This window comes from Wolbachia endosymbiont of Armadillidium vulgare str. wVulC (genome assembly GCF_001027565.1).
GTDB lineage: Bacteria > Pseudomonadota > Alphaproteobacteria > Rickettsiales > Anaplasmataceae > Wolbachia.
Genome location: NZ_ALWU01000005.1, coordinates 13253 through 34410, shown reverse-complemented (window position 1 = coordinate 34410; position 21158 = coordinate 13253). Strand labels below are relative to the sequence as shown.

Genomic DNA, 21158 nt, shown 5'->3' with positions numbered 1-21158 from the left:
TGTTTCTATGTTTTTTTGTCTATCTTATTTTGCCACTTTGCTGAACGGATACACCATTTAAGGTAGATATCTTATTTGTTATATTTATTTTTTAAGAGTCTATAAATTACTAATTTTATCGTTTAATGTCTAAAATAATTTTTACCGCTTCTCTTCTTTCTTATGCCATTTTTCCTTAACTTGACGCGTATGCTTTTTTGAACATTCTCATATACTTTTAAGCATTATTATAAATTATCCCTTCAATAGAGAAGAAACCTGCTTTGAGCAAGAGATCGCTTTATTAATCATATAATTCTCATGATTATTATTTATTTTAGGCAATTCATACAGATAATTCACCATCATCCCGACTGACTGACTAATGCCTTTTTCAGAAGTATCTGCCATCCAGTTGAGTTGTTTGATTGATGCACCATTGCTTAAATGAAAGTGTGCCACCGGATCATAAGCACCGCCACTACTGCTTTTAACCTTTAGCAAATAGTGTGCACAAAGTTTCAGTAGACACTGTTTTTCGCATTCAACGTTAGTTTTTATGCTTTCTAAAATTTCTTCACCTGATTGTTTTATATTAAGCTTACCTAATAAAGCTACATCTTGATGTTTCAGCCATTTCGTAAAGCCAGGTATTGGAGAAAGAGTTGCGTACGCTCTTATGCTTTTAAATTCCTGCGATAGCTTTTCTACAACCCTTTTGATTAAGAAATTACCAAGACTAATTCCAGATAACCCTGCTTGAGTATTTGATATTGAATAGAATATAGCAGTGCTTGCACTACTTGGATCGCTTGAAGGTACTGATTCATCTAAAAGGTGTTGAATGCTATCTGCAATCTTATTCACCAATGCAACCTCTACAAAAATTAGAGGTTCGTTTGGTATCTTGTAATGAAAAAAAGCAAAACAGAGATGATCAGAATCCAGCCTATTTTTTAAGTCACCCCAAGAAGAAATTTCATGCACAGCTTCATATTTTATAAGTTTTTCTAGCAATGATGCAGGTGAATCCCAGGTGATTTGACGAAGATCAAGTAGATCAACATCAACCCAAGTATAGAGTATATTTTTTAATTCGTTCTCTAGTGGATCCAAACTTCTATATTGGTTCTTTAGCTTAAGCACATCAGAACGCATATCAACAATAAACTTGAGGCCTTCTGGTAAAGAAATAAATTGCTTTAATATTTTAGAACGTGATGATTCAAGAATTTTTATTAAATCCTGTTCAAATTTATAGTTTAACTCGGGATTTTGATTTTCTTTGTATTCTTTTATTTTCTCATCTATTTCTTCTTTATGTAGACTAAATTTTTCTGCCAGGGTTTGTAAAAATTTTATTTTACCTTTCTCTGATAAACTCAAGTAAAGATTACCAAGAGATACAGTGTTCTTACGTGCTGAGACTTCTCCTCCCTTTGGGTTTAAGCATTCGTTCATCTTCAAGACTAAACTATCGATATCGCGACTACTACTTAAATCAGGGCTAATATTGCCAACCCATGACCTTACAGCATCTGCTACTTCACCTAATATTTTAAAAAAGCCTTTTACTGTTTTCTTATCTTCAACTTTCACTATATCAGTTTTTGCTAATGATTCTTTTGCCATAGGTTCCTCTTAACTGTGTATCTATCTTAAATTAAAAAAAATATTAGTCTACATAGCAAGCATATACTTTCATGGTACAATTATCTTAGAATCTGCTTAAAATTTTCGTAAGCTGACTTTGGAATGAAAATGCTAGCCGATACTTGGACTTTATTGATACTTACGCTACTTGAAACTATACTTGGTATAGACAATTTAATCTTTATTTCTCTAGCAATAGATAAGGTGCCAAATCTGCTGAGAGAAAGAGCGCGCCTTATAGGTTTTAGCCTAGCGCTATTGATGCGTTTTGTAATACTATTTTTTACATCATATATATTATCAATGCAAAAACCTATATTTCACGCCGTATCACTGGATATCTCAGTAAAGGATTTACTTATGATTGCAGGAGGGTTATTCCTTATTGTTAAAAGCTCTATGGAGTTATGGAGCGACATTTTTGTACATAAGGAGAACAAAACAAAGGCGAACGTTAAATCACAATTTTTTTTAGTTGTGCTACAAATTATATTAATAGATTTAGTTTTTTCGGTTGATTCAATATTAACTGCCATAGCATTAACTCACAATATGATAATTATTGCTATAGCATTTACATTTTCCATATTAGCAATGCTATTTTCATCAAGTTATACCGCTCAGTTAATAAAATCAAACCCAAGCTTAAAAGTAATTGCCATTCTATTTATTTTACTCGTCGGTGTATATCTAACACTTGAAGGGCTTCACATAGAACTACCAAAAGCATATTTGTATTCTTCATTTATGTTTGCATTGCTTGTGGAAGTTATAGGTAGCGTAAAGAAAACGTAGCAGACCTCTTTCAAAACTATTTTACACGAAGCAAAAATCTAATCAGCGCGTGACGCACATCTGTATGAACATTGTCTAGCAGGAAGGTGTCATCCCAGTGCCCAGACAAACAACTCAAACATTGTGGTTTGTGGGCAATTGACGTAGCAGACGGTGTCATTCCAGTCTGGCATCTACCGTCTTAAACATCAAGATAAAAATTATTATTTTTTATCATAGCATTTAAACAAATGATGATTTTTCTCATTACAGCAACTTTAGCGGCTTTGCCAGAGTCAACTAAACGCTGGTAAAATACTTTCATTTTTTTATTATGATGCATTGCAACCACAGCAGACATGTATAATGCTTTTCGAGCATAAAATCTGCCACCTATGATTTGAGCTTTGCTTATTTTCCTTCCGATTTCGTTGGTTTTTGGCAACTAAACAAGCTATTTCCTTATTATCTAACCTACCAAGTTCAGGTACCTCTATGAGTAGGATACTTGCGGTCAACACCTTTATAGCTAGTTAGCAGTTTGCTTTTTTCCTTCAAATCAGGATCAGAGTTCTTCTATATCTTTCCTAACTTGCTCTTTTGCAAATTCTATCTGTCTTTCTATATATTTTCTGGCTTTTCCTGTTGAAAACGGCACTTATTTGCATATCGTTTAGATTGCGCTCAACTGCTCTTTTAGTTCTTCTTGCTTTTGTGAAACTATGTATTCTATTACCTCGTCATTTTTTGTGATAAATTCAGCATATTTTTCTAGTAATTTTGCATCTAATTTATCTGTTTTTGCAAAGTGGTTGCAGACCTTTGCAAACCCGATTTGGGTGAGCTCTGTGAACAGCTATGTTATGTTCCCGTAACAACTTTATGACAAATTTTTCATAACCACCTGTTTACACATAACCTAATAAGTACGTTAACTATTTTTGACTTTATAAACTCAGATATAGCTCTTTCTACATTTTCTATACGCTGATGTTTATTATCGATTGAGATATCAAGTGTTTCTTTTGAAACATCAAAAATAGCCATTTTTGTACCTATAAATATAATCAAATAATAATGTAAATGCTGTACAGGATTGTTTTTCTACCGTTCGTACTCCATTTTTTAAAGCTAGGAGTGTACTGAGATGCCTACGATTTCTATCAATCAATCCAATTGACAGCTTGCTCATTATAGCCTTGCGGCTTTGATTTAATATACAATCATTTATATTACCTTAAAGCCTTACTATGCCTTTATTATCCCTTTGGGGAAACCTCTTTTAAGTTAGCTATATGATACCACTTGTTATACTTTCAACACTTATGATGTCTATTCCCGCTGAGTTAGGATTCATTACCTATAATTTGCTTTTTTTTGTTTTTTGTTTGGTAGAAGTCATAGTCCTATCCACCTTGTTTGAGTTTTATTTTTATGACTCCCCCACAAGAACCGTGCTTGCGTAGAGTAGGTAGCCAGCGAGTTACTACTAAGCACTTTTCCAACAACCCCTCTCCGAACCACGCATCCGTATCACGTGGCTCTCCGATAATCTTTACATTTTAAGGAATCACCATCATATTTACCATATTGGATTTTCTTATGGCATTCATGACAAACAACAAGAGTTTTCCTCTGTCATTCAATCATTCTTTTCTTCCATTCAGGTAGTTTAGTATTATTTTTACTTCGCAGATCAGTAAGTTTACGTACCTCAATTTGCTCTTGTGATTTACATAATTCACAAGTTTGCGCTAGTAGTCTTTGTATTACTTCACTACGCTTATTCCATATTGGTATAACGTTATCATTTACACTGACCCATTTATTCCATTTTAGTGATACAGTACCAAAGTGTGTAATAAGTGGTATCTTTGGTGACAAACTGACCTTACCCAGAAAAAGTAGAGAGGAAGTTAAGAAGTTTTTTCAAAGAGGTGTGATATGACAAAAAGAAGAGAACATACAGCAGAATGCAAAAATGAAGACTGGAAAAAGAAACAGGTCAATCATCAGCAAAAATAGGAAGAGATTTGGGTATTAGCGGCTAAGCAGGTGGGTAAAAACATACAATCCCAGGAAAAGGAACTTGTGACAAAGAAAAGTTTGATTTAAAGAAAGAGCTGGCAACGAGAGAAAGAGACATTTTAAAAAAAGCCCTGGGATATTTTGCAAACCAAAAAGAGTTTTTATAAAAGAACATGAAAACTGCTATAAAACACGGGAATTATGAAGGTTTTTGAACGTATCTGCTTGTATAGATGGATTACTCAGAAAAAAACAATAAGAGAAGAGCTCATACAAAGAAAAGCATCACAATGCAGGTACGGAGCTCCTAAACTGAATTAAAGGCTTTAGGTAAAATCAAAACAATGTTATGCAGAAAATGGCATTCAAGCTAAGCTTAGATGAAGGTTTAAAACTACAAATAACATATTGAATCAGAATTTCACCACTGATCAACCAAACAAGATATGGGTTTACGTACATAAAAACCAATGAAGGATGGTTATATTTGGCAGCAATAATTGATGGTCAATGAGTAGCTAAGCGATTAGTTATAGATGCTTTATTTATGGCTATTGCGCAAATCTGCTTATAGCGATCAAGGATCACAATACACCTCTAAAAATTATCAATTTTTACTGAGTACAAAAAATATTATTTCTAGACAAAGGTTGTTGTTATGATAATGCTGTTTCAGAGAGCTTTTTTAGTTCACTCATACTCATTGATACTTCACAATACTCTGCACAACACCGCAATATTTGAATATATAGAAATTTTTTATAATAAACAGCGTAGACATTCTACATTGCATTCCTGAACTTTTTATTTTCATAGCAAAAACTTCTTTACTTCCTCTCTACTTTTTCTGGGTAAGGTCAATAGTCAAAACGTTTAACATAAGAACCACACAAGGTTACAAATGGTGAATCAGCATTGCCTTAAAGAGAGTACCCATATTTTCAGTTAACCTTAGAAATTCACTGAAGATCTTATTTTTTTGTTCATCACTTGCATTTTTCATCAAAGTTTGTGTTCTTTCTTTTATACCAAAAAGGTGTAAAAATTCTCTTTGAGTCAAAATCTCACAATTTACGTGACTTAATGAATCTTTTAATGATTGAAAGTTCACAAGTGCAGTGATGTCACTATTACCGACATTTTCAAGAGAATTAGTATACTTATGCTGTCTTATCGATTGTAGAGTGCTCTTGTATTCAGGATATACATAACCATAATCTATAATCAGGGCAGCTCCTCCATTATTGACTATCTTATTCTCAAGTTTCTTTAATATTGCAATTCCAGCTGGACATATTTCTACCACTGCACCATTGAAAAGTTTTCCTATTCCAGTAATTGGCATTGAGCACTGAAGTAACAACGAAAGACTGCCATTATCCTGCTTTGTCACTCTGTTTTCATACCACTGTCCATCACGATAAACGAACTGGTCAATTGGAAGGGCGTCAAATAACTCATTTGCAAAAAAAATAGTTGGCTGGTTTGGTAAGTTGTTGACATCTGTGTGCCAGTTAATATCTAATCCCTTTAATTTTTCCTTTTGTGTTTTCTGTAAAATAGGACTTATTTCAACTAGGTGAATGTCCATTGAGCTAAAAAAACAGCTATATTTTTTAGTGACTCTTATTACATCGTGAATGAGTGTTCCTTTACCTGGTCCAAGCTCAACTAGAGAAAATTTTGATGGCTTTCCTAGTTTTTCCCATGTATGCATTGTCCAAACTGCAATTATTTCACCAAACAGTTGACTAATTTCAGATGCAGTAATGAAATCACCATCTTTGCCAAGTGGTAATTTATTCATGTAATAGCCGTACTCTTTATGATATAGAGCAGCGTTCATAAAATCACTGATGGATATTGATCCTCGGCTTTTATCAATTAATTCGTGTATATAAGTGAGCATGTTATTAATAAATGTTTAACTATAGCGTGCCATAATATAAAATAGTAGAGTATTTATATATATAGTATAAACTTAAGTTTGTGAGTAATAGTGCTTCAGTTATGGACGACAAAAACACCGATTATGTTGCCCTTATACCTCAAGATGATAGTATTGAATACAAATTTGAAAAAGCTGTCAATTTTATAGAAAACAAGGTTATAAATGCTGATGGACTAACTTTAGCAGAAATATTTCAAGTGCTAGTTCGAATGTTAAATGGTGATCTAGAATTAGTAAAAAAAGTGCTAGCATGTGCTAATATTATGGTAAAGCATGGAATGAGGGTAGCAAAAGAGTCACAATTGAGCAGAGCTGATGTTCATCGAGCTTTAGAAGGCAAAGAAGGTGTTTTCAATGGGCAAGATTTTATCAAAAAACCACCTCTTTTACCTGCGATGAGATCGGTCAAAAAGAAAAGTAGAGGTCTTTAAATGGCTGAGTCTATAAAAAAGTTTACTGTGCAGTGTGATTTCAAAGGGCAAAGTTCGCCTTTTGCAATATACATAGGAAATCCAAAGGGTGATACTCATCCAATTCACCATCAAGATTCCTGGCTTGCAAAGGAGCGTGGAGGAAACATACCTAATAAAGTCAAAGAAAGTCTGCAAAAATTATATAAGTTATCTCAAGAAAATGGAGTCTCTTTTTCAGAGTTATGTGTATATGCCATTACTGTAGTTAGTAATAATGATAAAAAAAATGACGGCAAGTAGTGAGATTCTCAATATTTCATTTATGGAGGTTTTTGATCTCGTCTTCTTGTCCACTTTTTTTACTATAATTGCGCAATAGGTTGAGATATTATTTTTAGATGGAGTAGATCCTGGTACAATTACGGAATAAGGTGGCACTTCACCATAAAATATCTTGTTTGTTTCTCTATCAATGATCTTTGTTGATGCTCCAATAAACACCCCCATGCCAAGGACTGATCCTTCTCTTATTATCACACCTTCTGCTACCTCACTGCGCGCTCCAATGAAGCAATTATCCTCTATAATAACTGGAGAAGCTTGAACAGGCTCAAGAACTCCACCTATTCCCACTCCACCGGAAATATGGCAATTTTTTCCTATTTGTGCACAACTACCAATTGTTGACCAAGTGTCTATCATTGTACCAGAATCAATGTATGCACCAACGTTGATAAAGCTTGGCATTAGAACAACATTTTTACCTATATAAGCAGATTGGCGGACAAAACACCCAGGTACTGCTCTAATTTTTGACTGGTAAAATTTCTCCTCATTCCATTCACTAAACTTGCTACCGATCTTGTCAAACCAGCAATTGGTGTTGTCTATTATTTTGCTTTTTTCAGTGAGAAAGTGTAATAATATTGCCTGCTTTATCCACTTATGTACTATCCATTTTCCACTTGATGACTTTTCTGCTACTCTAATTTTACCACTATCAAGTAACTCAATTACCTTTTTGATTATTACTCTTGCTGCTTTTTTTAGATTACAATCGTTAAGTTTATCTTTATCTTTCCAAATATTTTCTATCTCATCTTGTAATTTTTTAGTTGCAAATTTTTCATTTATTATATACATATTGATATCAAATTTATATTATTTTATACGTAAGCACTATGAAAATACAATGTCATAATTGTACTAAAACCTACTTAGTATCTCGTGAGCAAATAGGTTTTTCTGGAAGGAAGGTGAAATGTACGAACTGCAATCACATGTGGCATGAGTATCTAAAAGAAATGTCAAGCGAATTGTGCTCTGCTAACGCACAAGAAAAAAAAGCTAGCTGGAGACAAAGTTTAACTCTAACTTTTGCAGTGGTTGCAGGATTATGCGTTATAATTGTTGGTGGTATCTTTCCAGGAGAGGTAAGTAAGATATATAAAACAGTTAGTGCATATAAAGATTCAATAGGCCATAAATTAGGGTACAAAAAGGTGCAAACGGAAAGCTCAAATGCGAGAGAACTTGTTGTCAATGAGTTTTATCAAGATTACCTTTTCCTGTCTAATTTTAGATCTAGTTGAATGGGCATAAGTCATCAATGTCATGCAAGTAGCTACACTTATTTCTCATTGTCACGCACTGGAATGACGCTCTATGGTTGTTATGACATCATTTACTATGTAACATTAGATTTGTCCCAGAAGGCTTACATTTAGAAAACTTCTATAGATTTTTCCTACTTCTGTGATATTATAAGCCTGTGATGATAAAATAAGTGAATATGGATAAGTTAGCGTATGAAATCATAGAGCATGAGTATGATGTGGTGATAGTAGGTGCAGGTGGAGCAGGGCTTAGAGCAACACTTGGAATGGCTGCAACTAGTTTTTCGGTTGCCTGCATTTCTAAGATTTTCCCTACACGAAGTCATACAGTTGCAGCACAAGGCGGAATTAGTGCAGCTTTGAGCAATATTGCTGAAGATGATTGGCGCTGGCATGCGTATGACACAATAAAAGGTTCAGACTGGCTTGGCGATCAAGATGCAATAGAGTATATGTGTAAAAATGCTGCCAAAGCTGTTATCGAACTTGAAAGTTTTGGCGTACCTTTTTCTCGTACGGAGGATGGCAAAATATACCAGCGTGCTTTTGGTGGAATGACAACTCGCTTTGGTAAAGGAAAATCAGCTCAGCGTACTTGTGCAGCAGCAGACAAGACTGGGCATGCGATTCTTCATACTCTATATCAGCAATGTCTCAAATTCAACGCTGAGTTTTTTGTTGAATACTTTGTGATTGATTTAATTATGGATAGTGAAACAGGAGCATGCTGCGGAGTTCTTGCCTGGTCGCTGTGTGATGGCACATTACATAGATTTCGTGCACATTCGGTGGTAATAGCGACAGGTGGTTATGGACGTGTTTATTTTTCTGCAACAAGTGCACACACCTGCACAGGTGATGGTAATGGCATGGTAGTGAGAGCTGGATTGCCACTTGAAGATATGGAATTTGTGCAATTTCATCCAACAGGAATATATGGTTCAGGGTGCTTGATGACAGAAGGATGCCGCGGTGAAGGTGGATACCTCATTAATTCTCAGGGTGAAAGGTTTATGGAACGTTATGCACCAAAGGCAAAAGATTTGGCTTCTCGTGATGTGGTAAGTCGCGCAATAACAATTGAAATTAGAGAGGGAAGGGGAGTTGGACCGAAGAAGGATTACATGCACTTGAATATATCGCATCTTGATCCAGAAGTGATCAAACTCAGATTGCCAGGCATTAGTGAAACAGCAAAAACCTTTGCAGGAGTTGATGTTACTAAAGATCCGATACCTGTTGTTCCAACTGTTCACTACAATATGGGTGGTATTCCAACCAACTATCATGGAGAAGTGATTACACTGAAGAAAGGTAAAGAAGAAGTAGTGAATGGACTGTTTGCAATTGGAGAAGCGGCATGTGTTTCTGTACATGGTGCAAATCGACTTGGTTCTAACTCGCTTCTTGATCTTGTGGTTTTTGGTAGGGCTGCAGCGCTCAGAGCAAGAGAAAAATTGAAACCTGATACACCGCATAAAAAATTGCATTCAGACTGCACAGACTGGATAGTAGATAGATTTAATAAAATGCGATTTGCTTCTGGAGGGCTCAAAGTAGCAAAAATACGCAGTGAAATGCAGCACACTATGCAAAAATATGCATCAGTATTCCGTGTTGCTGAAGTTTTAGAAGAAGGCAAAAAAGCTATAAAAAAGGTAGCAAAAATGATGTCTGATATTTCACTTGAGGATCGTAGTATGATATGGAATAGTGATTTGGTTGAAGCGCTGGAGCTTGCCAATATGATTCCACAAGCGGTTATTACCATGGAATGTGCAGCTAATCGTAAGGAAAGCAGAGGTGCTCATGCTCGCGAAGATTTTCCCGAGCGCGATGACAAAAATTGGATGAGGCATACTATAGCGTGGCTTAAAGAAGAGAAAAGCCAAGTTAGTGTAGAAATTGACTATAAAAAAGTTGCTGAAAAAACTCTGAGCGATGAGATTGATTTCATCGCCCCGGAAAAGAGAATTTATTAGTCAACCCATCTGGTTTATTTATAAATTGACGTAGTATTGATACATCGCTCATTTGAGTAGCTGGACTTTCTGTATGTTCTGGCTGATCTGACGGCTCTTGTGCTTTAGCATTAAAAGCATTTTCCAACTTTAAGTAAATAGGGTAACACATTGCACAAACCGCTATGGTCACCGATAAAGCAGCTGCAGCTATCATATTTCCTGCTAAAGCACAAAATACTGTTGCAAAAATTAAACCTCCAAGTATCCACCCTACTGGGAGATTTATATTCTTATGAGCATTTTTCTTAGAAAAACGCTCTTCAAGTTCTTCTTGTGTTTCCAGGGGAAGGCTAATACCTGTTAGATCTTTGATTCTTTTTGTAGTCTGATAATATTTTTCCTTATAGTACTTTTTAGGTATTGTTATATGGTCACTTTTATTCTCAGCGCCATTTTGTAATAAAATTGCACAAAATTCAGCAGTATAATAATGTTTTGTAGACCTTAGTCTACTCCATCTAGAAAAGTCTTTTAACTTGCTAGGTATTTTATTTGCTTGTCTAATTAAAGCAACTTGCGCTGGATACTCATCATCTTCATTTTTAGCGTTTATAGCCTTATGCAATTTTTCTGAAGATATTGCTCCTTTTGCCACTAAATCTAAGCATGCAATTTTTTGTTCTCCTTTTAGTAAAGCAATGTGGTGCAGAATATTATTACCCTCTTCATCTTGTGCGGTAATATCAGCGCCATTTTGTAGAAATAGTTCTAGGGTTTTATATCTAGTAGTTCCTTTAAACTCCTTATTTGTAAGCGAGTGGCTTTCACTTTTTTTTCTTATATGTTGAAGTAACTGATGAAGAGGTGTTTGTTTTGCTATATTTTCAGCATTTATAGCTTCTTTAAACTGCGCTTTAAGTTGTGCTTTTTCTTCCTCCTCACTTACACTTAATGTTATATTTAAAAATTCAAGCTTTCGTTTTTGCTTTAATTCTGTAACTATTAGATGTAAAGCATTATTACCATCTATATCTTTAAGGTTAATATCTGCTCCTTTTTGCAATAACTCTTCAAAAAGTTCTTTATCATTATTTTTAATTGCTAAATGTAATTGATAATTATCATTGCTATCTGGAGTATTTATGGCATGGGCTATAACTTCTTCAACTTTTGTTTTTATTTCTGGTTTTCGCTCAGCCAATTTCTTTAAAAACTTAAGATGGTATTCATTTTGCTTTTTAGATAATTTTTTTAAAGTGTCTGTAGACAAGCTTATCTTGGCCACATGCTCTGGAAATTTCATAAGAAACTTAAGTGTATTATCACTACTTCGAATTGTATTAGACTTATGTTCTTCTTTGGTTATCTTGTTAATTAGTGCAACTTGAAGAGCGTTCTGTTTTTTACTATCAACAAGTTGTGCTAGATCTTCCTCGGGGATCGTTTTTTTTAGGGTGCTTAGAAATTTGTATTTTTGTTTCTTTTCGAGCGATACAATAAGGTGTAAAATATTATTTCCTTTTTCATCTTTTATGCCACTGACATTTATGCAATTTTTTAGATATTTTCTAAATTTTCTGTTATTTCCATTTTTGATTGCTTTTAGTAATTGAGCATCATTGTCCGTTATTTCATTTACTTCATCTTCAAAATCGCTACCGTAGCCACTTTCTGACTCACTGTCCTTGCGATTTTTATTAGAATGACTTTTAGTGACTTCAGAAATTACTTGTTCTTTTGTTTCATTTGATATTTTTTTTGATTGTTTTATTACTTTATCTAGCACTGGAAGGAAGCATTTCGTATAGTACTTATAATATTTTTCCTGTTCTCTAAATGATTCTTTTAATTTTATTAATACTTCAGGACTAGCACCTTCCTCAAATAATCTTTTGCACTCCTTGAGCGTTCTATCTCGACTTCTCGGTCTTTCACGCTTATGTTGTGCTTTTTTTACCTTTCTCTCTATAGTATCATACAATTGCTTGTCTTTTTTATCTTGTTTTTTATTTTTGTTTATATATTTATCTAGTTTGTTTGCATTAGTAACTAATACACTTAGATCTATACTCATATTAAAACCTCAATATTAAAGCTATTTGGCGTTAGCGCTTCAACTAACAACCTATTGAATTGGACTTTTAAATTGAGCTAGATGTGATCGAAATATAGGTGGAAAGGCAGAAAATTAATTTCTGTGAGAAAATTTGCCGTCATAGTTGAACCTCACTTGAACAGTTGCTACTATTTTAACCATTTAATCTTAAAAAATAATAAATATAGCTAAACTGTGAAACGTGCTATTGGCTAAAATAGGATAAGAAACTATAGCTGCAAATATCCAAATTGATGTTTTTATCAGTCTTCCAGACTTGGTTTTTCTTTTAGTTTTTTAAGTCTTTCTTTATTTAGTATGGAGCTTATCTCTTCTACACTTTTATTAATATCATTATTGATTATTACATAATCATATTTACCACGTTTGCTTATCTCTTTTTGAGCTTCGGCTAATCTGCGCTCTATTTCACTTGCATCATCACTATTACGCCTTTGTAGGCGCAGCCTAAGCTCTTCCATTGAAGGGGGAAGTATAAAAACACTTACAACTTTTTCTCTTAAGGTTTTAAACAAATAGAATGCTCCTTGCCAATCTATATTCAGTAAAACGTTTATTCCACTGCTTAAGTTTTGCTCTATAAAATCTCTTGGTATACCATAAAAATTCTCAAAAACTTTGGCGTATTCAAGCATTTGGCCAGCTTTGCATAACTCGTGAAATTTTTCTTCGGTAACGAAAAAATAGTCTTTTCCATTTATTTCGCCGGAGCGAGGCTTGCGTGTAGTCATAGAAACAGACATAACTAAATTAGTTGATTGCTCAAGTAATTTTTCTGATATAGTAGTTTTTCCAGCTCCAGAAGGGGAGGATAGAATCAGTAGTATGCCCTCATTTTTTACGGTCATTTTTGTTTCTACATAGTTTAACAAGTACATTATAGAGTTTTTTAAGACTTTGTATTTTTTGAATCAAAGTTTAAAAGGCTAGAGCCCTCTAAATTAGAATTTGATAAATTGGTACCAATAAGAGAGGAATTATCAAAGACAGTATAACGTAAATCGGCTTTTTCAAGATTTGCCTTATTCAAATTAACGTTTACAAACTTTGTCCTACTTAATATTGAATTAGAAAAATCAGCATTTTCTAAATTCATATCCTTGAACTCAAAGTAAGAATAATTTACATCAAATCTTTCACCCTGTGATATTTTCTCTTGCAGATCCTCAATTGAAGTTATAGCATTCTCTAGACTTGTAATTTTTGTCTGTCCCTGATTGTCAATCACAATTGAATTATCAAATTTGCAATCTGTTAAATGAATATCAGCAATTGAACTTTTATATATGCTTGAAGAGTGAAAAGACATATCACTCATTGTTGAATTACTCAAATTGCTAAAAAAAAAACTAGCTTTCCTAAAGGCATTATCATAAAACACAGAAGATCTAAAATCACTTTCAATGAAGTTTGAATTAGTTACTTTTAAATTAGACCACTTTGAGTTATCAGCTAATAATTTGAAGAATATTGAATTTTCTATCTCACTGAAATCAATATTATGGTGGGAAAGCGTACTATTGTAAATTTGAGAGTCTTGAATTTTCGTCTTGTACATTGAGGTTGTAGAAAGATCTGAATCTTCTATTTTTGCAGAGGTAAACAATGAATGGTCAAAGAACGAACCATTCATGTCAGAATTCACAACTTTAGTATTATGAAACTTTCCGTGACAAATGTTAGCATCATAGGCATTAACTTTATACAATTCACTAAAACTAAAATCAATATTAGATAAATCAGCATCCTGAAGATCTGCTTCAGAAACATATGCATGTTTTATCTTGGAACCATTTAGTATAGATTTAACGAAGTTTGAATTATCCCCTTTCACATAGGAAATTTGTGAATTGCTTAAATTGGCTTTTTCGAAATTACTATCCACTATAATGGAAGAATTAAAATAGGCGTTCGAAAGATTGCTACCTGTAAAATCCGATTTTTTTATTTCTGCACCATATATGTTAGCATTTTTTAGTGAAGAAAATTGTATCTTGAGCTTGTGTGCATCCACTCCAAAGAAACTTGCATTGTCGAAATTATTCCTCTGCATAACAGTGTCGTTTATTTCACTATCACTAAAATTTATGTAGCTAGCATTTGAGTTTGATAAATCGGAGAAATTCATTTTTACATTCAAAAATTTAGTATGCAAACCAATTATATTACGCATACTTACTTTGTTGAGGTTAGAACTAATAAAATCAGCATAACTGATATTAGACTGATCGAATATGATATCTGTTAAATTTGCAGAAGCAAATTTTGAAAAACTCAAATTTGTGCCTTTTATTTTAACGCCATGTAAATTAGCATTGGAAAAATTAGCACCACGTAAATCAACATCGATAAAAGACACATCTGATAAATCGGTGTTAGAAAAATCGGCACCAATCAAACTCACTCCGTCAAAAATAGATTTATTTAAATATAATTGACTAAAATTAGCCCCATTTAAATTAGGGCCAAAACCTTTCTTAAAATCTTGTGGAACCCCTGCTTTGCTGCACTTTACTAAAAACTTAGCAAAATCTTTTGTATTGTAAGATACGTATTTTATATCGTGCAGAGCGCTTAAAAAATCATTGATTGGATTTTTTTCATCATCTATTTCATTTCCATAGCATAAATGACCAGCTAAAATTAATATCAAAAGTCTAATTATCTTTTGCATTGCAGGTATTTTCTTTTGTTTTTATAGCAAAGTTATACATATCTGAGTTTTCTTCATTGTTTATTTCTTTATCCTCCAAAAGATATGGCATCATTTCGGCAATTGCGTTTATTATATCGATCTGCTTTTTCTCGATTGCTATGTCGATAGGGGACTTAAAACTATTATTAACCGCTCTAGGGTCAGCACCTTGTAATAAGAGAAAACGAACTGTGTCTATTTGACCTTGCTTCACTGCATAAATTAGAGGAGTATCACCCAGTTTATTTTTAAATCTTAGTATTTCTTGAATTGTTAACCCAATTTTTTCTAACTTATTTATTACTCCTCTTAAACAAGTTAAGTTACCCTTCTTAATGCAATAAAAAAATTGCTTACTGTAATCATCAGTAAATATAGTTGTAGGAAGATGTTCATTAAGGCTATCGTATTGTCGTTTATATATTGACTTACTTTTATGATCCCATTTTTTTGTTATTTCTTTGTTTAGCTTTGTCCATTTTTCGCTTTCTTCATCTTCTTTATTGACAGGTATTGTCTGACTTTCTTTGCTGCTGTCCTTAGTTACTCTTTTCTCTTCAGGCTGTTCTTCCTCTAATAATTGACCTGTTGAAAGCTCAGTATCTTTTATATTAGTCTCCTGGTCAGATTGTAGGTTTGTTTGTATATTTTCATTACTTGAAGGTACTTCTTCATTGACTACGTTTTGGATTGTGCTTTCTTTTAGCTTGCTTATAGAAGGTACTTCGACTACATTTATTGAGTCTTGGTCTGTGCTTTCCTTTAGTTCGCTCATAAGCGAAGGAATTTTATCCTCTTTATCAGCGCTTTCAGCATCAGTATTGCTTTTCGATTTGTCTTCTTGATTTATGCTGCTTTCATTTTTATTTTCTTCAGGCTGCTCTGCAGCAAGCAGGTTAGATATAACGATTAATAGTATGAAGAATACTTTATATTTCATAAACATTGCAAATATAGGCTTAATTAAAATGATACTATAATCAAATGATTAATCTACAGTAAAAAGTGCCTTAGTTATACTATACAAAAAGGATATCTGCGAAGAATAGGAAAATTTTTAGTACATAAATACAGCTCAAATAAGAATGCTTCCTTTGGTATGCACTATAGGTATAACTTTTTTCATAATTCTCATGTATAAAACAGCATAATTTGTATTTTAGGAGTAATTTATGCTTACAAAGTGTGCTAAACTGATTTCATGTGAGGAAAGTGGAAATAAGCAGTTCGTAGTTTATAATGCCAAAGCATGTGACGGTGATGAAAGATTTAGTTTTTTTACTGAGATGGAAGAAGACGAAAACGAAGGTGAATTACCTAGTACTTGCCCAGTAGGTAGTCTAGTAGATGTTTATTATAACCCTGAGTACTGTTTAGAAGAAAATCATTCCTGCTACGCAGAGTATATGCAATTCTCAGCTGATGATCACTGTAAAGCTGATTGTGGGGTTTTCTAGATTATCTATTGCTATCTATTAGTAGAAATTAACGTATGGCAGACAATAACTGTATGTCACACGCTGGCTTTGTGTTTATAGTAATTTTTTGCAAATAAATGCAAAAAATTACTTGACACATTTTGTAATTTGATTATTCTCAGTGAAAATGAGGGTATTTTAGAGCTCGAAATTCACCTTATTCAAGTCTGCAGACTTTTCAATTAATTTCTCAATAAGAAAATATAGCACAGTCTACTTCAGTGCATACTTAATTTCTGTCATGAGGTGTGTTATATTTTTCTAAATCGTTTTTTATAGGAGGATCATTATGTCTAAAATTCCTTAAAATTAATTAAAGTTAAACATTAATTAAATAGTGCAGTACTGCCTTACGCGTTGCTAATCCAAACTTTACTTGCTGTAAAATAACACAATCTGCTATATCATTGCTAATTTCGATACCTCTATTTATTGGTCCTGGGTGCATAACAATTGCATCGGGTTTTGCGTGCGATAGTTTTTGTGCATCAAGTCCATACAAATAAAAATATTCTTTTTCCGAAGAACTATTATTCATGCGCTCTTTTTGCAATCTCAAAAGCATAATTACATCAGCATCCTTTATACCTTCAGTTAATGAGTAATGAGTTGAATCTACTTCAGGAAAATGCTTACAAATCAAAGTTGGTGGTGCAACCAAGCTTATTTTTGCTCCAAACATTTTTAGCAATCTTATATTTGATCTTGCAACTCTACTGTGCAAAATATCTCCACATATCACAATTTTGAGGTTTTTTATTTGCTTTTTATAATTGATAATTACAAGATAATCTGCAAGAGCTTGAGTTGGATGTTCACTGCTTCCATCACCCGCGTTAATTAGCGAGCAGTTAGCATGCTTTACCAGTGTATTAATGATACCACTACTTTTATGCCTGATTATCATATAGTCAGGATTCATTGCATTTAATGTTTTTATCATATCTTTTAGATCTTCTCCTTTGTTAACAGAAGAAGATTTTATTGGCAAAGTTACAACATTTGCTCCAAGGCTTTTTGCCGCTATTTCAAAAGATGCAAGTGTGCGTGTTGAATCTTCAAAAAATAAGTTTATTACTATCTTGTTTTTTAGAATATGGCTAGTTTCTGTTTCAAAATATTGGTTGGCTAACTTAGTTATATTTTCTACATCACTAACCGTGAGATCTGAGATGTTCAGCAAATTCCTTTTTTTGTTCATAGCTCCCTTTTTGAGCTTATTCTACTTTCTTAATTATTATTTTTCAACTCTACAGTTATAAAATAGAATAGAAGAAAGACTATTATTTCCACTTACACTCGTCTGCTATCATAATAGCCTCAAAGAGGTGCTTCTCAAGCTCACTTATAGGTAGATCACTTTGTGGATAACTTCCCCAAGATTTTAATACATCAGAAGTTTCAATACTTTCAACAATGGGATATTCTTGATTTTTTTCAGCATATAATTCTTGAGCCTGTTTACTTACAAAAAACTCCAATAAAGCTATAGCATTTTCTCTGTTTTTTGCGTTTTTTGTTACTGCTGCGCCACTAAGATTCACCATTACACCATCATTAGGAAAGAAAGCTCCTAGTTTATCTGTAACACTTTTCTTATTTTTTGACGAAAGAATTCTTGCAAAGTAGTAGCTGTTTACTATTGCAACATCCCCTTCACCAGCGGCTACAGCATAGATTTGATCTGTATCACCACCACTTGGCTTTCTTGCCATGTTGTTCACAATTCCACTAACCCATTCCTTGGTATTTTCAAATCCATTTTTTGCAATCATAAAAGCAATCAATGATCGGTTATATGGACTTGTGGAAGAACGCACTAATATTTTCCCTTTCCATTTTTCATTTGCTAAATCTTCGTAGGTACTTAATTCTTTAGGATCTACTGATTCTTTATTGTAAACCAATATTCTGGCTCTTTTTGTAAGGCCAAACCAATAATCTTCACTATCTCTAAATTTTGCAGATATGGCATTTTTTAGAACCTCTGAATCCACTTGAGACAAAAGCCCTCTTTTTTTTGCTAAAATCAAATTCACCACATCTGCGGTTAAAAATAAATCAGCTTCACCACCATTTTCCATGCGTGAAAGTAACTGAGAATAGTCGTCGATGATATAACGTACCTTGATACCCGTATTTTTTGTAAATTCATCAAATAAACTATGTACCAATTCTTCTTTACGTGATGAATAAACGTTCACCACTTGCGAATCATCAATTCCGCTATTTTTATATAAAAAATTAACGACTATCAATACAATTGCTACCAAAGGTATAAATACTAAAGCTTTTTTCATATCATAAAACAAATCCCTTCATTTTAAGATACTCAAATAGCAAGGTTCTGGCAAGTGCCAATAAGGGGCATTGAAATTCATCTACCAACCGTAAATAACATCTGGATAATTGTGAGATTGAACTATAACTTGCTCAAGCGTTAAACTGCTGCGTTTAGCATCTTTACTATGATTTTCTTCAAGAACTTTTGTTCTTTCTTGTTTTATTTCCTGAGTGAATTTCTCATTAACACCTTCAGCGCCAATCTTTTCCTGAGAATATATAAGATTAGTACAATTTGTTTTTCTATAGTAATGTACACCAAGACACAAAATTAATAATGCAAGTACACCTGAGCCTATAAGTAATGATAGTCCTATGTCATTAGTCAAAGGGTTCTGGTAAAATTTTTGTACACCATTAACACCATTTGTTGCAAGTAGCCCTAAAGGAAGTGCTACATTTGCAGCAACTACGCCAGTTAATAATGTAGTAAATATAGGCCTATTATTAATTAAGGACTCTATTTTATTAGTTTTACTAATTACTTTTTCGTCAATGTTGATGAAGTCATTCTTAGATTCCCAAGCATTAAGTACAAAATTTGAATGAGTGCCATTGCTGTATTTCAGTCTTACAGACTTTATAGCTTTATCTTTTCGTTGACACTTCAATACGTTATCTAAAACTTCATCTGCATTTTTTCCTTGAGCTTGATATTCTTTGGTATTTACAAACTGTTTTATTCCAAGAAACATTGGACTAATTGCGAGCAATGAAGCAATTGCAATAACTGGTATAATAGTATAGAGCGGACTGTTTGCAAAGAACGCAATAAATTTTGCTTTATCTTGTAAATGCACTAAAGCTGCAGATGTGCCAAGTACAATAGCAGTTGCACTAAAAATTACAAAACCCTTCTGCTGCATGGCATATTTTGCTCTTGGCCAGGATCTGTTTTTTTGCAGTTTAAATTCGCTATTTGTAGACAAAGACTTTTCAGAGCCATCTGTCTTATATGAAGGTGGAGGAGTTGGGGGTGTATCTTGATTATCAGAGCTTTTGCTTGATGATTCTTTTAAATCTTCTGGTTCATTATACAAATGTTCGCTATATATCGTCTTTTCAGAAGATAATCTGCTTAGAGTTGGATTATCTATTTCATTATTCGGACTCTTTTTGGAAGTTTTGTTACTCAAATCTACAACTGCATATTCTGATTCACCTCGAACTGTCCCATTTGAAGTCAACTCTGCATGATGAGGGTTTTTCGATGTAATCCATTTTTCTGCTTCGTTTAAATAATAATCTTTCGCTTCATTAAACACGTTGATTCCTTTAAATGTGATATTTTCTAATTCTCCTTTACTGATATCAACCTTCGCTATTTCTTGATCTATATTTTCTAAGAAACTCTTCATATCTTTATCTTTTTCTAATAATTCCTCTATGTTTTTACGAAAGTTATCAGCAGGATTAGTGCTCTGCATATTACCATCAACTAACATTACTTTCTGCGGTAACATATCTTTATCTTTCTTATATGCTTTTAAAAGATATAAAAAACATAGATGTTTTCCGCTTTGTGGATCTTTACGCTTAATCATTTGGTCAGTTATTGCTGCTGAATTTCCAGTTTGTGAGGTTTGATCCTTAGTTGTTTCTTCAAGTGCTTTTAAGCGTTGGCACTGCTCTTCTAAGCGTTGGTACTGCTTTTCTTGTGAGGTTTGATCCTTAATTATTCCTTCAAATACTTTGATAGCTTGTGCCTGCTCTTCTAAATCTAAATGATTTTTCACTATATATTCTACTGCTTTGGGATATTTATGTGATACAATAGCAATCTCTACTCCGTTTGAAAGTGCAGATTCTAATACAGACTTTAACTTTTCTTTATTTTTGATTTCTGAGTCTTGTAAAAATTCTTCTATTTTTTCTTTAGTTACTGGATTTTCTTTGCCAGAATTATAATCACTATATCCCTTTGATGCAAAGGAATTGCACATGAATCCATCGACAATTGTTTGATTAAAATCAAGTATTAATAGTCCATTATTTCCAGCTGTTGAGCTTATCTTTCTACGTGCTGGTTTTGGTGGTGCTTGTTTTATCCTATCATTTTCACTTTCCGGTGTACAAGAAATTGACTTAGCTTGATGTTCATCTACTGTTCCAGGCATATTCGCTCCAAAATTAATTACAATGTTATGT

At 33.4% G+C, this 21158-nt stretch carries 17 protein-coding genes and 3 pseudogenes; 8 read left to right on the top strand and 12 right to left on the bottom strand.

Annotated elements, in window-relative coordinates; translation table 11 throughout:
* Positions 1–234: 234 nt before the first annotated feature.
* Complete coding sequence (locus wVul_RS03530; RefSeq protein WP_047759205.1) at positions 235–1611, bottom strand: malonyl-CoA decarboxylase; 1377 nt, start codon at positions 1609–1611, stop codon at positions 235–237.
* A gap of 129 nt (positions 1612–1740) precedes the next feature.
* Here wVul_RS03530 and wVul_RS03525 point away from each other — a divergent pair, with 129 nt between their 5' ends.
* Positions 1741–2427 carry a TerC family protein gene (locus wVul_RS03525; protein WP_047759324.1) on the top strand — a complete coding sequence of 229 codons (687 nt, stop codon included), beginning with the start codon at positions 1741–1743 and terminating at the stop codon, positions 2425–2427.
* A gap of 181 nt (positions 2428–2608) precedes the next feature.
* Here wVul_RS03525 and wVul_RS10475 read toward each other — a convergent pair.
* Both wVul_RS10475 and wVul_RS03515 read right to left on the bottom strand, forming a co-directional pair.
* Positions 2609–3453, bottom strand: a pseudogene (locus wVul_RS10475) (transposase).
* Between the two features lie 591 nt (positions 3454–4044).
* Entirely contained in the window at positions 4045–4290 is a 246-nt protein-coding gene (locus wVul_RS03515) for a hypothetical protein (RefSeq protein WP_047759203.1), read from the bottom strand.
* A 60-nt stretch (positions 4291–4350) separates the two neighbouring features.
* Between wVul_RS03515 and wVul_RS10470 the strand changes: the two are divergent.
* Positions 4351–5233, top strand: a pseudogene (locus wVul_RS10470) (transposase family protein).
* 96 nt (positions 5234–5329) lie between these two features.
* Here wVul_RS10470 and wVul_RS03510 read toward each other — a convergent pair.
* Positions 5330–6343, bottom strand: coding sequence for a class I SAM-dependent methyltransferase (locus wVul_RS03510; RefSeq protein WP_047759202.1), 1014 nt, complete (start codon positions 6341–6343; stop codon positions 5330–5332).
* A 101-nt stretch (positions 6344–6444) separates the two neighbouring features.
* On the opposite strand from wVul_RS03510, the gene wVul_RS03505 reads away from it, so the two are divergent.
* Together wVul_RS03505 and wVul_RS03500 are read left to right on the top strand one after the other, a co-directional pair.
* Positions 6445–6816: a hypothetical protein gene (locus tag wVul_RS03505; RefSeq protein ID WP_047759201.1), complete on the top strand. Its 372-nt coding sequence runs from the start codon at positions 6445–6447 to the stop codon at positions 6814–6816.
* Positions 6817–7098 carry a DUF2610 domain-containing protein gene (locus wVul_RS03500; protein WP_047759200.1) on the top strand — a complete coding sequence of 94 codons (282 nt, stop codon included), beginning with the start codon at positions 6817–6819 and terminating at the stop codon, positions 7096–7098.
* Here the strand turns inward: wVul_RS03500 and dapD are convergent.
* Positions 7039–7941 (bottom strand): 2,3,4,5-tetrahydropyridine-2,6-dicarboxylate N-succinyltransferase, encoded by a 903-nt coding sequence (gene dapD / locus wVul_RS03495; protein ID WP_238580391.1) that lies wholly within the window; start codon positions 7939–7941, stop codon positions 7039–7041. The genes wVul_RS03500 and dapD overlap by 60 nt on opposite strands.
* 38 nt (positions 7942–7979) lie before the next feature.
* On the opposite strand from dapD, the pseudogene wVul_RS10040 reads away from it, so the two are divergent.
* The 3 genes and pseudogenes from wVul_RS10040 to sdhA all read left to right on the top strand — a co-directional run.
* Positions 7980–8075: pseudogene (locus wVul_RS10040) on the top strand (zinc-ribbon domain-containing protein); the annotation flags it as partial.
* Positions 8076–8078: 3 nt separating this feature from the next.
* Positions 8079–8390 (top strand): hypothetical protein, encoded by a 312-nt coding sequence (locus wVul_RS03490; protein WP_238580401.1) that lies wholly within the window; start codon positions 8079–8081, stop codon positions 8388–8390.
* A gap of 200 nt (positions 8391–8590) precedes the next feature.
* Positions 8591–10396, top strand: coding sequence for a succinate dehydrogenase flavoprotein subunit (gene sdhA / locus wVul_RS03485; protein ID WP_047759198.1), 1806 nt, complete (start codon positions 8591–8593; stop codon positions 10394–10396).
* On the opposite strand, the gene wVul_RS03480 is transcribed toward sdhA, so the two are convergent.
* From wVul_RS03480 to wVul_RS03465, 4 genes are all read right to left on the bottom strand, one after another.
* Entirely contained in the window at positions 10368–12452 is a 2085-nt protein-coding gene (locus wVul_RS03480) for an ankyrin repeat domain-containing protein (protein WP_047759197.1), read from the bottom strand. The genes sdhA and wVul_RS03480 overlap by 29 nt on opposite strands.
* Positions 12453–12736: 284 nt before the next feature.
* Positions 12737–13342, bottom strand: coding sequence for a guanylate kinase (gmk, locus tag wVul_RS03475; protein ID WP_047759196.1), 606 nt, complete (start codon positions 13340–13342; stop codon positions 12737–12739).
* A gap of 41 nt (positions 13343–13383) precedes the next feature.
* Positions 13384–15168, bottom strand: a complete 1785-nt coding sequence (locus wVul_RS03470; protein ID WP_047759195.1) for a pentapeptide repeat-containing protein — start codon at positions 15166–15168, stop codon at positions 13384–13386.
* Positions 15152–16129 carry an ankyrin repeat domain-containing protein gene (locus tag wVul_RS03465; protein WP_047759194.1) on the bottom strand — a complete coding sequence of 326 codons (978 nt, stop codon included), beginning with the start codon at positions 16127–16129 and terminating at the stop codon, positions 15152–15154. Before wVul_RS03465 ends, wVul_RS03470 begins: the two co-directional genes overlap by 17 nt.
* A gap of 232 nt (positions 16130–16361) precedes the next feature.
* Between wVul_RS03465 and wVul_RS03460 the strand changes: the two genes are divergently transcribed.
* Positions 16362–16646 (top strand): hypothetical protein, encoded by a 285-nt coding sequence (locus wVul_RS03460; RefSeq protein WP_047759193.1) that lies wholly within the window; start codon positions 16362–16364, stop codon positions 16644–16646.
* A gap of 340 nt (positions 16647–16986) precedes the next feature.
* Here wVul_RS03460 and wVul_RS03455 read toward each other — a convergent pair whose 3' ends face one another.
* From wVul_RS03455 to wVul_RS09445, 3 genes are all read right to left on the bottom strand, one after another.
* Positions 16987–17868: an aspartate carbamoyltransferase catalytic subunit gene (locus wVul_RS03455; RefSeq protein ID WP_047759192.1), complete on the bottom strand. Its 882-nt coding sequence runs from the start codon at positions 17866–17868 to the stop codon at positions 16987–16989.
* A gap of 82 nt (positions 17869–17950) precedes the next feature.
* Complete coding sequence (locus tag wVul_RS03450) at positions 17951–18967, bottom strand: Fe(3+) ABC transporter substrate-binding protein (RefSeq protein WP_047759191.1); 1017 nt, start codon at positions 18965–18967, stop codon at positions 17951–17953.
* An 81-nt stretch (positions 18968–19048) separates the two neighbouring features.
* On the bottom strand, positions 19049–21127 hold the full coding sequence (locus wVul_RS09445) for a hypothetical protein (RefSeq protein ID WP_179943850.1): 2079 nt from the start codon (positions 21125–21127) through the stop codon (positions 19049–19051).
* Positions 21128–21158 lie beyond the last annotated feature (31 nt).